Genomic DNA, 13,615 nt, shown 5'->3' on the forward strand with positions numbered 1-13,615 from the left:
CGACTCAAAGCCGCCCCATCCCCCTGCAATTTGTCAGGACTTGCCTATGCGGCCTAGGCCTGCTTGAGGCCCTTCACCCGGCGACGGCCAGCGATCGTCGCAACTGCGGCGCCGAACAGGAGCAGCATTGGCGGGGCAGGCACTTCATTGCCCGAACTGGTGGTTGTCGTGGTCGTCGTAGCGCCGCTCGACGTCGAAGTACTTGTCGAACTCGATGTACTGGTGCTGGACGAGGTCGAACTTGAACTCGAAGAGCTTGTCGATGTGGAGGTTGAACTCGACGTACTGGTCGAGACATTGCCCGAACTCGACGTGCTGGTCGACGTACTCGTGGACACGTTGCCCGAACTCGTGGTCGAGGTAATTCCTCCCGTCGTGGTCGTCGTCGTTGTCGTCGATGTAATGCCCCCGGTGCTGGTGGACGTAGACGTGCTCGTGCTGCCGCCAGAGGTCGAACTGCTTCCGGACGTGGAACTGCTGCCAGAGGTCGAGCTGCTGCCCGTCGACGTGATGTTGATATCACCGCCGCCGGTGCTGCCGCCGAAGAAGCCCCCGAAGAAGCCGCCACCGAAGCCGCCCCAGCCTCCCGAACCGCCAATCACCGTGACTCCGCCAGAAGTCCCGCCGGAGATCGGCGGCTGCGGCGGAAGAGGGGGCAGATAGGGCACAGGCGCCAACGCCATCGCGTAACAGGTCTTGCCATCCGGGCCCATCTGTTCGCCTGGGCCGCATTCGAGCGGCCGCTCGATCACGCGGCGTATCCGCTTGACCTTCTTGGGCACTCGACGCTGTTGCTTGACCAGCTTCAGGCGCTTGTCGCCCTCCGTGGACTTCACGGACTTGTAACTGGTGGTGGCCGATTGCGGTTCAGCGACGTGTACCGCGCCGCCGACCAACAGCGTACCGCCTGCTGCAATGGCAGACAGTTTCGCAAGGGCCATCCTTACCGACATTGGCTTCTCACCTTCCTTGCGGGCGCTTGCCAGTGCGGCTGATTCCACAGCCGGCGTGCCCCTCATCACGGATCAACACAGACCGCTCCTCTTACCGCAATCGTGTTAACCGTGATTCCACCCAGCAATTGCCACTTTTTGGGCTCCTGCGGGGCATCGGAAAACGAGCTGTCCCGAATTGAAACCATTCGTCACGGATGTGCGAACGATCCGCCAGGACGACAGGCTAGGATCGCTTACCTAGCAACCGCCCGATACAGCGCTGAATCAGAGAATCAGGCTCTAATCAAACAGGCCCGACTGATCGGCTACCGGCGGAACCAGGCCGAGATGTTTCCAGCCCCTGTCGTTAAGCATCCTGCCACGCGCCGTACGGGCAACGAGGCCAAGCTGGATCAAATAGGGCTCGACCACTTCCTCAACCGTATCACGGGGCTCAGCCAAGCCTGCGGCCAGCGTTTCAACACCGACCGGCCCGCCCTTATAAATGTCGGCAATCATCGTGAGATAGCGCCGATCCATCGCATCGAGCCCCAGCGAATCGACTTCCAGCCGAGTCAGTGCATCGTCCGCTATTGCGGCTGTAACAGTGCCGTCTCCGGCAACATGGGCGAAGTCCCGAACCCGGCGGAGCAAACGCCCCGCAACGCGCGGTGTACCACGTGCACGGCGGGCGATCTCCTGCGCTCCACCGCCGTCGATACCCATTCCCAGCAGCCGCGCACCACGCGTAACCACACTTTCCAGTTCCGGCACGGTATAGAAATTGAGCCGGACGGGGATGCCGAAACGATCCCGCAAAGGCGTAGTCAGCAAGCCCTGGCGAGTGGTGGCACCAATCAATGTGAACGGAGCGAGATCGATTCTGACTGAGCGGGCCGACGGCCCTTCCCCGATTATAAGGTCCAGCGCACGATCCTCCATCGCAGGATAGAGGACTTCTTCGACCACCGGATTGAGGCGATGGATTTCGTCTATGAACAGCACGTCGTGCGGTTCAAGATTGGTCAGCAGTGCGGCAAGATCGCCAGCCTTGGCGATAACCGGGCCGCTGGTAGCGCGAAAGCCGACACCCAGTTCCTTGGCGACAATCTGCGCCAGTGTCGTTTTACCCAGACCAGGGGGGCCGAAAAACAATACGTGATCCATCGCCTCTCCGCGCGAACGCGCCGATTCGATAAACACGCGCAAGTTGTCCCGCGCCGCAGCCTGTCCGACGAATTCAGCCAGTGACTTTGGCCGCAGCGCAGCATCGGCATCGTCCGGCTGCCGTTCGGAGGAGAGGATCGGATTATCGGCCATCGAGCAGCCAATGCGATCCGATGGCGTCCGAAACAAGCAGGCCGGGGCAATTCGCGTATTTCATCAGCCCGCTGCCTTCTTCAAGGCCACACGAACAAGATCGTTGAGCGATACGTTCTCACCCAATTCCCCTTGGGCATGAGCAACCGCACTGGCCGCGATAGCGGGTTTGAAGCCAAGGTTTTCGAGTGCGGAAACGGCATCGGCGCTGGCCGATCCGGCCTGATGGATCGTCGGAGCGCCTGAAAGGCCACTACCCCCGCTGCCCCCACCGGGCATGCCGCCAGCCTTGTCCTTCAATTCGTTGACGATCCGTCCCGCCAGTTTCGGCCCCACCCCGTTCGCCCGTGCGACCATGGCCGCATCCCCAGCCGCGCAGGCCGCGCGAAGTTCATCCGCGGAGAGAGCGGAAAGGATCGCCAATGCAACCTTGCTGCCGACGCCCTGCACCTGTGTCAAAAGGCGAAACCAGTCACGTTCCGCGGACGTCGCGAAACCGAGCAGGCGCATGTCATTCTCACTGACCTGAAGGTCGGTAAAGACAGTGCATGCCTCCCCCACCTCGCCCAGAACGGCGAGCGTGCGCGCCGAACACTGAACGAGGTAACCGACGCCCTGCACGTCGATCACTGCCCAGTCCGTACCGGTTTCATCCAACAGGCCCTTAAGCTTCGCGATCATGGTTTGTTCCTGCCTGAAAGCACTCGCCTTGGCTAGTGCAATATGGACAGATGCCCCCAGTTGCGACATGGAGCCCCACCATGAGCGTCAACACTTTCGGCCGCGTACTTCGTTTTACGACCTGGGGGGAAAGCCACGGCCCCGCGCTGGGCGCGGTCGTCGATGGGTGCCCGCCGGGGCTCTCAATCGACGAAGGGGCAATTCAGCCCTTTCTCGACGCACGGCGGCCCGGCCAATCGCGTTTCACCACACAAAGGCAGGAACCAGACCAGGTTCGCATTCTGTCCGGCACGTTCGAGGGGAAGACTACCGGCACCCCGATCAGCCTGATGATCGAGAATGTCGATCAGCGTTCGAAAGACTATTCTGAAGTCGCCAAGGCTTATCGCCCTGGCCATGCCGATTATGCCTATGATGCGAAGTACGGCTTGCGCGATTATCGCGGCGGCGGGCGATCCAGCGCCCGCGAGACCGCTGCACGTGTGGCGGCAGGCGGCGTCGCGCGCCTGATCATTCCGGAAGTGGCGATTGTCGCCTATGTCGCGGAAATCGGGGGCGATGCCATCGACCGGTCTGCCATGCGCCTTGGCGAGGTGGGCAACAACCCGTTCTTCTGTCCCGATCCCGCCGCCGCGTCACGGTGGGAAATACTGGTCGACGATGCACGCAAATCCGGTTCTTCTCTGGGCGCGGTAATCGAATGCGTCGCCACCGGAGTGCCTGCAGGCTGGGGTGCGCCGCTTTATGGCAAGCTCGATGCCGATCTCGCCGCCGCCATGATGGGCATCAACGCCGTAAAGGGCGTGGAAATCGGTGACGGGTTCGAAGCTGCGCGCCTGACGGGTGAACAGAACGCGGACCGCATGCGCCCCGGCCCGGACGGCAAGCCGCAGTTCCTCGACAATCATGCCGGCGGCATCGCGGGCGGCATTTCGACCGGCCAGCCGGTGGTTGTCCGAGTCGCATTCAAGCCTACCAGTTCGATCCTCACCCCTGTGGAAACCGTCACGCGGGAAGGCGAGGCGTCGGAGATATTCACGAAAGGCCGACACGATCCGTGCGTCGGCATTCGCGGTGCGCCCGTGGTGGAGGCCATGATGGCGCTGGTCCTGGCCGATCACAAGTTGCTGCACCGCGCCCAATGCGGGTGATTTGCGGTTGATTCGAGTCCGGTAGCGGCACCCTTCGGCAGAGTTGCCTGCGACGCATTGATTCATCGCAAAAAGCGATCACTTGAACCTGATTGATTTACTCAATCAAACTTATCGGCATTTACCGTTTGGGTTTGGCGGATGCTTTCCCTATTTGGCTGTCATCAGTTTTCAACCCAACAAATGGAGCTGCCACATGGGTATTATCGGAAGTGAGATCAAACCGTTCACCGCAACCGCTTTTCAGGCGGGCAAGGATTTCTTCGAAGTCAACGATGCCGATGTGAAAGGCAAGTGGGCAGTGTTCTTCTTCTATCCGGCCGACTTTACCTTCGTCTGCCCGACAGAACTTGAAGACATGGCCAATCAGTATGACGAGCTTCAGTCGATGGACGTGGAAGTTTATGGCGTGTCGACCGACACCCATTTCAGCCACAAGGCCTGGCATGACAGCTCGCCGGCCATTGGCAAGATCAAGTTCCCGATGCTCGGTGACCAGCTTCACACGATCTCGAACAACTTCGGTGTGCTTCGCGAATCGATGGGCCTTTCCGACCGTGCGACTTTCGTTGTCGATCCCGACGGCGTGATCCAGGTCATGGAAATCACCTGCGAAGGCGTTGGCCGCAATGCCTCTGAACTCGTCCGCAAGATCAAGGCCGCACAATACGTCCGCGCCAATCCCGGCCAGGTCTGCCCGGCAAAGTGGGAAGAAGGTTCCGAAACCCTCGCCCCGTCGCTGGACCTCGTCGGCAAGATCTGATCCTCCGGATCATCTGATCCCCCTACCCGCCCACGCGGGTACTTGAGGCGGCCCGGGGCCCCTTCCCTCAGCCCCGGGCCGCTTTGCGTCTGAAAACCAAGGAATCTGCCATGCTCGACGCCAATTTGAAGCAACAGCTCCAGCAATATCTCGCCATGCTGCGCGAGCCGATTGAGCTCGTCGCATCGCTTGGCGACGACCCGAAGTCGGCGGAAACGCGCGAACTGCTGAACGTGATTTCCGGTCTGTCCGACAAGGTCACCGCCAGTTTCGACGGCACTGCCTCCCGCAAGCCCAGTTTTGTCATCCGCCGCGCAAGCGACCATGGCGCCGCCGTGACCTTTGCCGGCCTTCCATTGGGCCACGAATTCACGTCTCTGGTGCTCGCCCTCCTGTGGGCCGGTGGCCATCCGCCGAAGGTCGAACAGGATGTGATCGACCAGATTCGCGAGCTGGACGGTGATTTCGACTTCGAAATGTACTTCTCGCTGTCATGCCACAACTGCCCCGATGTGGTGCAGGCACTGGCTTTGATGGCGCTCAACAACCCGCGCATTTCCGCCACTTTGATTGAAGGTGGCGCGTTCAAGGACGAAGTGGAAGAACGCAAGGTCATGGCCGTGCCAGCCGTGTTCCTCGGCGGCGAACCTTTTGCCAACGGCCGCATGGAAATCGCGGAGATCCTCGCCAAGCTCGACAGCAATGCGGGTGCCAAGGCGGCAGAGAAAATTGCCGGCAAGGAGCCGTTCGAAGTGCTTGTGATCGGCGGTGGTCCTGCCGGAGCTTCTGCGGCAATCTACACTGCGCGCAAAGGCTTCCGCACCGGCATCGCAGCCGAACGTTTCGGAGGGCAAGTGCTGGATACGATGGGGATCGAGAATTTCGTTTCCGTTCCCTACACGGAAGGCCCCAAGCTTGCCGCCCAATTGGAACAGCACGTTGGCGAATACGACATCGACGTGATGAACCTCCAGCAGGCGGCCAAGCTCGTTCCGGCCACGCAACCGGGCGGCTTGCACGAAGTGGTGCTGGAAAACGGTGCCTCGCTCAAGGCGCGCTCCGTGGTCCTGTCCACCGGTGCCCGCTGGCGCAATCTCGGTGTCCCGGGCGAATTTGAATACCGGACTCGGGGTGTGGCCTATTGCCCCCACTGCGATGGCCCGTTGTTCAAGGGCAAGCGCGTGGCCGTGATCGGCGGCGGCAACTCCGGTGTGGAAGCAGCAATCGACCTCGCCAACATCGTCGGCCACGTCACGCTCGTGGAATTCGACAACCAGTTGCGCGCGGACCAGGTTCTGCAGGACAAACTGCGTTCGATGGACAACGTCGATATCTTCGTCTCCGCCCAGACCACCGAAGTCACCGGCGATGGAGAACAGGTCACCGGCCTGACATACAAGGACCGCGAGACAGGCGAAGAGCATCAGATCGAGCTGGAAGGCGTGTTCGTCCAGATCGGCTTGGTCCCCAATACGGAATGGTTGAAGGATTCCAGCCTCGAACTCTCGCCCCGTGGCGAGATCGTCATCGACGAACGGGCAGCGACCTCCATTCCGGGGATATTCGCGGCGGGCGATGCCACGACTGTGCCATACAAGCAGATCATCATCGCCATGGGTGAAGGCGCGAAGGCTGCACTGTCCGCCTTCGACTATATCATCCGCACGCAACCGGCGGACGAAGTGGCCACTGCGGCAGCCTGATAGTCGATCGTCACCGCCAACAACATCAGACGGCAATCCGGGGCAAGGCATATGCCACCCCGGATTGTTCCGTTGGTGACGCCGTAAGGCGGCCTGCGATCAGAGGCATAGGGTGACGCAAAGCGCGCCAAAAATGTCTCGATCCTTGCCGCTTTATATCCCCGCAACGCACCGGATGCAGCCATTGCCAGGAATTGAGCGGCGCTTTCCTGTGTGACCTTCCAGATGCGGCGCCAGTCGCGCACCCAGCCTTAGCGTCTGCGGCGCAGGATCAGATACAGGGCCCCCTCCCCCCCATGGCGACGGTGGGCAGTCCTGATCGCGGCAATGTCAGAGCCATGTGGTCCCGCCGCCAGCCAGTCGAGCACCTTGGCGCGAATGGCCCCCCGTCTTTCCCCGCGATCGGCAGCGGCACCGGCTCTTGGCTTGCCCGTAATCAGCAAGACGACCCGCGCGCCCATCGCCTTCGCCTGCACCAGCCCATGATCGAGCCGCGCATGCGCCTGATCGAGCGATGCGCCATGGAGATCGAGCGTAAAGTCCGGCGATGCGCTTCCGCGAGAGAGCTTGCGCTCCCACGTAGTGTCCAATCCGTGCCGCTCCGGCGGCGGTGGAACCGCAGGAGCTACCCTGGCTTGCTTCTGAGATGGCGCTGGTGACCGGGATGGCATCATTGCCTTTGGCTGCGGCGACTGCTGCTTCTGCTTCGCTGTCGGCGGCGGACTTTCAACTGCGGGTTGCTTGCGCCTGCCATGCAACGGCTCGACGGTTGCGGCCAGTCGTTCCCACAAGGCGCGTTCGTCGGCAGTCAGCCCCCGCGGCGTGCTCATTTTGCGCCGAGCCGGTACAGCACTCCACGTGGCAGAAAGATCAACGCCTGGCCCCGCCCGCTCATGCCTCCGGCGACCTGCCGTGCATCTTCGCCAGCGCCCCAGAAGGTGTCGAACCTGTTGGCCCCCTTGATCGCCCCGCCCGTATCCTGCGCAATCCACATGCCATTGGCCTGTGGCCGGTCCAGTTCGAGCCAGACCGGAGCGCCGAGAGGAACGAATGCAGGGTCGGCGGCAACGGATGATTCGCGCCGGACCGGAACGCCAAGCGCGCCGAGCGGGCCATCGCCATCAAGCTCGCGAAAGAACACCCAGCTCTTGTTCAAGAGCATCAGTTCGTGGCCTTCCACCGGATGGTCGCGCAAGTAAGCCATGATTCCCTGCATCGAGCCGGGATACTGGCCCGGCCCATCGCCGAGCAATCCCCGCTCCCGCATGACCGATCCGATGCCGACATATTCGCGGCCGTTCTGCCCGGCATAACCGATGCGCATTACGCTGCCGTCGGGCGCGCGCAAACGGCCTGATCCCTGAATCTGAAGGAAGAAGAACTCGATGGGGTCTTTCACCCAGGCGATTTCCAGCCCCTTGCCCGCCAGAGCACCATTTTCGATCTCGGCCCGGTCGTAATAGGGAATGAACTTGCCGCTGTCGTCATAACGGCCCAGCGGCGGACGCCCGGTGCGCTCCGCCTCCGGCATGTCGTCCGGCCAGGCACGAACGAGATCGGGCGGCAAGGCATAAACCGGGACGTCGAAGCCGGTTTCATGGGTTTTCGCCCCGGCTATTTCCGGTTCGTAATAGCCGGTCGCGAATGCGGCACCGTCACCGATCTTCGCCGTTTCGAAATAACGTTCGAAGAATGCGGGTGCATCGCCATAACGCCAAGTGGTTGCCGCAAGGCATGGCTGGCGCCAGTCATCGCGACTGGTCAGCCCGCTTGCATCGTCTCGGGCAAGCAGCTTGGGGCAGCTTTCCACGAACGAAGTCAGCGCCGGTCCGGCATCCGCCTCCGAAAGTTTGAGCAAGGCAACGGATGGCCCATGTGCCACACCTGCCAGCAAGGCGCTGTTCGCCACTGGCGGCGGCACCGGGACGGGGCCCGGGATTCCGGTTTCGGGGATTAGCCGGACACAACCAGCCAGCAGCGAAAACGCGAGCAGAGTCGCCAGCCCGCGCATCGCCCCCCGCACCGGCACGTGATCAGCCCTCGTCGGTTTCTTCGAGCAGCCAATCCGGGCCAGGAGCATCAATCCGGCGGGTGAAAGTCCAGATGTCACGGCTTTCGATGGCATCATCCAGCGAGCCGGCCACCACATTGCCATCCTTGTCGCGAGTCACCGCGGCAATATCGGCCGTGAAGCGGACCGCAATCCGGGCCGTGCGACCATCGAGCGATGCGGCGTGAACGACCACTTCCTCCACCCGGACAAGCCGATTGTCGAGCACTTCGCCCGCTGCCTCGCGCGCGTCGATCGCAGAAGCAAAGCTGTCATAGACGTCGGCAGTGCAGAGCAGCTTCAGTTCTTCCCTGTCACCGCGCCAGAACGCTTCCAGAATTGTCTGATAGGCACCGCGCGCGCCCTGCAGGAAAGCCTGCAGGTCGAACCGGCGGTCAGCTGCGGCAATCGCACGAATCGCCTGTTCGACCGAAGCGTTGACACCGGTCAGTTCCGCCGGACGAAGGGGCGTGGCGGCAGGCTGAACCGGAGGAGCGCCTCGTGCACCGGAACCGGCATCCGGCCCCTGATCGAAGCGTGTCGGAATCGGTTCCTCCTCATGCTCCGCCCGGCGCCCGAGCACCGAATAGAGGCGCAGGCCGAGGAAGGCCGCGATCATGGCTAGGATGACGATTTCTACAACCACGAGGTATCCCGTATGAATTGGAGGCCCCAGCGGGCCCATGCATTACCCATAGATTGCCCCAAATAGGTACGGATTACAAATGAACAACCGGTGGACGGCCTACAAATCGTGCCTGAACGTCACCCGCAGGCCACATTCCGTGCGTTCTGCGAGGCTCCTCGAAACACCGTTGGCAGCATGCACCCGGCAAATGCGCGCGGCGTTGCGGCCCGGCTCGGGGGATGCTAGGCGCGGGGCCGACCCATTCGACGGCGTGTTTGCCGTCCCAAGCCAGAAGAAAGTCTATCCACATGGCCGAAGAAGGCGACGTCCTCACCGATCTCAATTCCGCTCCCAACGGGGCCGATAATGAACCCGCAGCCGGGCTCATCACCCAATATGTGAAGGACCTTTCGGTCGAGAACCCCAATGCGCCGGATTCCTTCCAATGGCAGGATCAGGCCCAGCTCGATGTCCAGTTCAACATCGGCGCGGAACGGGTGAACGAGGAAATTCACGAGGTCGAACTGAAGATCGCCGTTTCGAGCAAGAGCGATCGCGGCACCGCATTTCTCGTCGAACTGTCCTATTGCGGGCTGGTCGGCATGCGCAATCTGCCTGAAGAACAGGCCCATGCCTTTCTCTATGCCGAAGCGCCGCGGATCCTGTTTCCTTTCGCCCGCCGGGTGATCGCCGACGTGGTCCGCGATGCCGGTTATCCGCCGCTGATGCTCGAACCGATCGACTTCAACGGGCTCTATATCCAGCAGCTTCAGCAGCGCGCTGCTGAACAGCAGGCCGCGGGAGGCGCTCCGGCGCCAGGCGGCGAGGCCTGAGACAAAAGGCCTAGCGGGCACGGGAATGAGCCTCGTCCGCAATGTCGGCACGATTGGCGGCCTGACGGCCGTCAGTCGTGTGTTCGGTTTTATCCGAGACATGTTGTTGGCGCGGGTGCTGGGGGCCGGCCTTGCGGCCGATGCCTTCCAACTCGCGTTCATCCTGCCCAACACATTCCGGCGCTTGTTTGCCGAGGGCGCCTTTTCCGTCGCTTTCGTGCCGATGTATTCGCGCGCGCTGCATGGAGAAGGCGGCGAAGATGCCGCACGGCGCTTCGCCGACGATGTTCTGGCCGTTTTCATCTGGGTCCTGCTGGCTTTCAGCGCGCTGGCGATGATCGTCATGCCGGGCATCGTCTGGCTGCTTGCCGGCGATTTCCAGCAAGTCCCCGGCAAATTTGAGCTGTCGGTCCTGCTCAGCCGGATCACTTTCCCCTATCTGATGCTGATCAGTCTGGTGGCCATGCTTTCCGGCCTGCTCAACGCACGATCGCATTTCGGCCCAGGCGCATTCGCGCCGGTCCTGCTGAACATCGTGCTGATCGGAGGCATCGTTGCCGGATGGTATCTCCGCGGCGAAGGCGGCGACGATCGAATCGTCGCTATCGCACTGGCCATTTCCGTCACGCTCGCCGGGATCGCGCAACTGGTCTATCTGTGGTGGTCAGCACGTCACACCGGGGTAAGGCTGCACCTCCATATTCCGCGCCTGACGCCGGAGGTGAAGAAGCTGGGCCTGCTGATTCTACCTGCCACTTTCGGCGCGGGAATTTACCAGATCAGCCAGTTCGTCGATACGTTCTTCGCCACTTCGCTCCCCCAGGGTTCGCTCACTCTGCTCAAGTATGCCGACCGACTGAACCAGATGCCGCTGGGCATTGTCGGTATCGCACTTGGGACAGCGATCCTCCCGATGCTCGCCCGTCATATCCAGACGGAAAACAATGCGGAGGCACAGCGACTACAGACCAACGCAGTGGCCATGGGCCTGCTGCTGACCCTTCCCGCCGCCGCCGCGCTGGCTGTGTGCGCCCCGGCATTCGTCACGGCTTTCTTCGTGGGCGGAAAGATGACCATGGACGATGGCGCGATGATGGCGAATATCGTCGTCGCACTGGTCATGGGACTGCCCGCCTACGTGCTGGTCAAAGTGCTCCAGCCCGCATTCTTCAGCCGGGAAGACACGCGAACCCCGGTGTGGATCGCGGCCTTCGCCCTGATCGTGAACATCGCGATCAATTTCTACGTCGTCCCCCGATATGGCATTGTCGGCCTGGCGGGCGCGACCGCCTTCACTGCCACGCTCAACGTCATGCTGCTCTATTCGGTATTGCACGTACGCGGATGGTATCACGCCACACCACGGCTGGGGGGAACCGTGCTGCGCCAGATCGTTGCCACGATCGTCATGGGGGCCACGCTTTACCTCGTCATGCCGTTAATGGCCGACCGCTATGGCGGCAACATAATCGAACGTGCCTGGTCGCTGGGCGTGCTTGTTCTGATCGGCCTGGTCACTTTCTTCGTCACGGCATGGTTTACCGGTGCTCTCGACAAAGACCTGATCGCACAGCTACGGCGGCGACGCAGGACCAACACCAATAGCGAAAGCCAGTAATTCTCATGCGTATCGTTTCCGGCATCCAGCCTACGGGCAACCTTCACCTCGGCAATTACCTGGGTGCGATCCGCAACTGGGTCCGGATGCAGGATGCCATGGAGGAAGGCAGCCAGTGCCTGTTCTTCCTCGCCGACCTCCACGCGATTTCCATGCCGCATGTCCCCGCTGACCTTAATGCCGCGACACTGGAAATGGCCGCGGCGCTGGTCGCCTGCGGAATCGACCCGGAACGTTCGATCCTGTTCAATCAGGCGCAGGTTCCCGCCCATTCGGAACTGCAATGGCTGTTGAACGGGACCGCCCGCATGGGCTGGCTGAACCGCATGACGCAGTTCAAGGACAAGTCGGGCAAGAACCGCGAAGGGGCCAGTGCCGCCCTGTTCACTTATCCCGTGCTGCAGGCCGCCGATGTGCTGCTGTATCAGGCAACCCATGTGCCGGTAGGCGAAGACCAGAAGCAGCATCTGGAGCTGGCCCGCGACATCGCACAGAAGTTCAACAACGACTTTGGCGGCCAGGACGGGCTTGCAGGCGAGGAAATCTTCACTCTCCCCGACCCGATTATCCCGCCCGAAGCCGCCCGCATCATGTCTCTGCGTGATGGAACGGCCAAGATGAGCAAGTCTGATCCTTCGGAAATGAGCCGGATCAACCTGTCCGACGATGCCGATACGATCATGCAGAAAGTGCGCAAGGCCAAGACCGATCCCGAACCGCTGCCGTCCGAACCGGCCGGGCTGGAAGGCAGGCCGGAAGCCGCGAATCTCGTCAGCATCTACGCCACCATGGCCGGTGTGAGTGCAGAAGACGTTTTGCGGGATTTTGGTGGCGAGGGCTTCGGCAAGTTCAAGCCGGCCCTGGGCAATGTCCTGGTGGAAACCTTGGGGCCGATCAGCAGCCGCTTCACCGAATTGAAGGCCGACCGGGAAGAACTCGACGCAATCCTCGCACGTGGCGCTCTGGAAGCACGCGAAATCGCCAGGCCCACGCTCGATGCCGCCTACAAGGCCTTGGGGCTGGTGCGCGGATCGGGGATGTAATCCCCTCTTTTAGGGAGGGTCCATTCAACGACCATTCACTCGCAAATCGGTAAAGCGGTGCTATGCATCGACCAGCCGCGTCTTGCGTGCGTGGCAAGGCCAGGTTCTATCGCCTGCGCCGATGGAGAGAAAAACATGGAAAACAACTGGTTGAAACCGGGTCGCTTACTGAAAATGGGTGCTGCTGGCTTGCTGTTGCTGGCCGTGGCGGCCTGTGCCGCGCCTTTCAAAGCCGACGTTTCCCGTTTCCAGTCGCAATTGCCTGCGCCGCAGGGCCAGACTTTCGCCGTCGTCGCGGAAGACCCCGCCTTGGCTGGCGGACTGGAATTTGCGGAATACGCCCATCTGGTCGAAGGTCAGATGGAAAAACTTGGATATCAGCAGGCACAACCGCAGGATGCCACCATGATCGTCCGTTTCGATTATGGAGTGGACAATGGCCGTGACCGTATCCGCTCGAGCAGCATGGGACGGGATCCCTTCTACTCCCCTTGGTACGGCTATCACCCCTATTGGGGCTACCGGCCCTACTACTCCCGCTACGGCGCGTGGAACTATGGCTGGTACGATCCGTGGTTCGACAGTGGTGTGGAAAGCTACACCGTTTACACCAGCGACATCGAGCTGAGGATTGATCGGGCGGTCGATGGAGAACGCCTGTTCGAAGGCCGGGCCGAGGCGGTTTCGACCTCCAACCGCCTGCAATATCTCGTGCCGAACCTTGTCGAAGCGATGTTCACCGATTTCCCGGGCCGCTCCGGCGAAACGGTGCGGATCACCATCGCCCCGGAAAAGACCACGGTGAAGCAGGTCAAATAAGCGTTTTACCGATGAACAGCCAAAGGGCGGGTCCGGCAGCGGGCTCGCCCTTTTCTGTGGCCGTACTGGAA

13 protein-coding genes are annotated in these 13,615 nt (G+C 61.6%); 8 read left to right on the forward strand and 5 right to left on the reverse strand.

Annotation, left to right across the window (positions count from 1 at the left end; translation table 11 throughout):
• The first annotated feature begins 63 nt into the window (after positions 1-63).
• Entirely contained in the window at positions 64-663 is a 600-nt protein-coding gene (locus MB02_RS17580) for a hypothetical protein (RefSeq protein ID WP_067531695.1), read from the forward strand.
• A gap of 572 nt (positions 664-1,235) precedes the next feature.
• On the opposite strand, the gene ruvB is transcribed toward MB02_RS17580, so the two are convergent.
• Positions 1,236-2,255 (reverse strand): Holliday junction branch migration DNA helicase RuvB, encoded by a 1,020-nt coding sequence (gene ruvB / locus MB02_RS01955; RefSeq protein ID WP_067531697.1) that lies wholly within the window; start codon positions 2,253-2,255, stop codon positions 1,236-1,238.
• Positions 2,256-2,318: 63 nt separating this feature from the next.
• A complete protein-coding gene (gene ruvA, locus MB02_RS01960) occupies positions 2,319-2,936 on the reverse strand; it encodes a Holliday junction branch migration protein RuvA (protein WP_067531698.1) in 618 nt (205 codons plus the stop codon).
• 80 nt (positions 2,937-3,016) lie between these two features.
• Between ruvA and aroC the strand changes: the two genes are divergently transcribed.
• The 3 genes from aroC (at position 3,017) to ahpF (ending at position 6,553) form a co-directional block, all read left to right on the forward strand.
• A complete protein-coding gene (gene aroC / locus MB02_RS01965) occupies positions 3,017-4,087 on the forward strand; it encodes a chorismate synthase (RefSeq protein WP_067531700.1) in 1,071 nt (356 codons plus the stop codon).
• Positions 4,088-4,283: 196 nt separating this feature from the next.
• Positions 4,284-4,850 carry an alkyl hydroperoxide reductase subunit C gene (gene ahpC, locus MB02_RS01970; RefSeq protein ID WP_067531702.1) on the forward strand — a complete coding sequence of 189 codons (567 nt, stop codon included), beginning with the start codon at positions 4,284-4,286 and terminating at the stop codon, positions 4,848-4,850.
• A 110-nt stretch (positions 4,851-4,960) separates the two neighbouring features.
• Positions 4,961-6,553, forward strand: a complete 1,593-nt coding sequence (gene ahpF, locus MB02_RS01975; RefSeq protein ID WP_067531704.1) for an alkyl hydroperoxide reductase subunit F — start codon at positions 4,961-4,963, stop codon at positions 6,551-6,553.
• A gap of 251 nt (positions 6,554-6,804) precedes the next feature.
• Here ahpF and MB02_RS01980 read toward each other — a convergent pair whose 3' ends face one another.
• The 3 genes from MB02_RS01980 to MB02_RS01990 are packed head-to-tail and all read right to left on the reverse strand — an operon-like array spanning position 6,805 to position 9,249.
• Positions 6,805-7,383, reverse strand: coding sequence for a Smr/MutS family protein (locus MB02_RS01980; protein ID WP_067531706.1), 579 nt, complete (start codon positions 7,381-7,383; stop codon positions 6,805-6,807).
• Positions 7,380-8,564 carry a murein transglycosylase A gene (gene mltA, locus MB02_RS01985; protein WP_067532310.1) on the reverse strand — a complete coding sequence of 395 codons (1,185 nt, stop codon included), beginning with the start codon at positions 8,562-8,564 and terminating at the stop codon, positions 7,380-7,382. The genes MB02_RS01980 and mltA overlap by 4 nt, the downstream gene beginning before the upstream one ends.
• A 22-nt stretch (positions 8,565-8,586) precedes the next feature.
• Complete coding sequence (locus MB02_RS01990) at positions 8,587-9,249, reverse strand: Tim44/TimA family putative adaptor protein (protein WP_156495381.1); 663 nt, start codon at positions 9,247-9,249, stop codon at positions 8,587-8,589.
• A gap of 290 nt (positions 9,250-9,539) precedes the next feature.
• Between MB02_RS01990 and secB the strand changes: the two genes are divergently transcribed.
• The 4 genes from secB (at position 9,540) to MB02_RS02010 (ending at position 13,544) form a co-directional block, all read left to right on the forward strand.
• Positions 9,540-10,064, forward strand: coding sequence for a protein-export chaperone SecB (secB, locus tag MB02_RS01995; protein ID WP_067531709.1), 525 nt, complete (start codon positions 9,540-9,542; stop codon positions 10,062-10,064).
• A 25-nt stretch (positions 10,065-10,089) separates the two neighbouring features.
• The gene (murJ, locus tag MB02_RS02000) at positions 10,090-11,682 is read left to right on the forward strand and encodes a murein biosynthesis integral membrane protein MurJ (RefSeq protein ID WP_067531711.1); all 1,593 of its coding nucleotides are present in this window, start codon (positions 10,090-10,092) and stop codon (positions 11,680-11,682) included.
• Between the two features lie 5 nt (positions 11,683-11,687).
• A complete protein-coding gene (trpS, locus tag MB02_RS02005; protein WP_067531713.1) occupies positions 11,688-12,725 on the forward strand; it encodes a tryptophan--tRNA ligase in 1,038 nt (345 codons plus the stop codon).
• 135 nt (positions 12,726-12,860) lie between these two features.
• On the forward strand, positions 12,861-13,544 hold the full coding sequence (locus MB02_RS02010) for a DUF4136 domain-containing protein (protein ID WP_067531715.1): 684 nt from the start codon (positions 12,861-12,863) through the stop codon (positions 13,542-13,544).
• The last annotated feature ends 71 nt before the right edge of the window (positions 13,545-13,615 follow it).

It is taken from the genome of Croceicoccus estronivorus (assembly GCF_001625325.1).
GTDB classification, from domain to species: Bacteria; Pseudomonadota; Alphaproteobacteria; order Sphingomonadales; family Sphingomonadaceae; genus Caenibius; species Caenibius estronivorus.

Bases quoted from the DNA above. Each gene is read 5' to 3' on its own strand.
- aroC (WP_067531700.1), top strand. From the start codon at position 3,017: ATGAGCGTCAACACTTTCGGCCGCGTACTTCGTTTTACGACCTGGGGG.
- MB02_RS01980 (WP_067531706.1), bottom strand. From the start codon at position 7,383: ATGAGCACGCCGCGGGGGCTGACTGCCGACGAACGCGCCTTGTGGGAA.
- ruvA (WP_067531698.1), bottom strand. From the start codon at position 2,936: ATGATCGCGAAGCTTAAGGGCCTGTTGGATGAAACCGGTACGGACTGG.
- mltA (WP_067532310.1), bottom strand. From the start codon at position 8,564: ATGCGCGGGCTGGCGACTCTGCTCGCGTTTTCGCTGCTGGCTGGTTGT.
- MB02_RS02010 (WP_067531715.1), top strand. From the start codon at position 12,861: ATGGAAAACAACTGGTTGAAACCGGGTCGCTTACTGAAAATGGGTGCT.
- murJ (WP_067531711.1), top strand. From the start codon at position 10,090: ATGAGCCTCGTCCGCAATGTCGGCACGATTGGCGGCCTGACGGCCGTC.
- secB (WP_067531709.1), top strand. From the start codon at position 9,540: ATGGCCGAAGAAGGCGACGTCCTCACCGATCTCAATTCCGCTCCCAAC.
- trpS (WP_067531713.1), top strand. From the start codon at position 11,688: ATGCGTATCGTTTCCGGCATCCAGCCTACGGGCAACCTTCACCTCGGC.
- ahpF (WP_067531704.1), top strand. From the start codon at position 4,961: ATGCTCGACGCCAATTTGAAGCAACAGCTCCAGCAATATCTCGCCATG.
- ahpC (WP_067531702.1), top strand. From the start codon at position 4,284: ATGGGTATTATCGGAAGTGAGATCAAACCGTTCACCGCAACCGCTTTT.
- ruvB (WP_067531697.1), bottom strand. From the start codon at position 2,255: ATGGCCGATAATCCGATCCTCTCCTCCGAACGGCAGCCGGACGATGCC.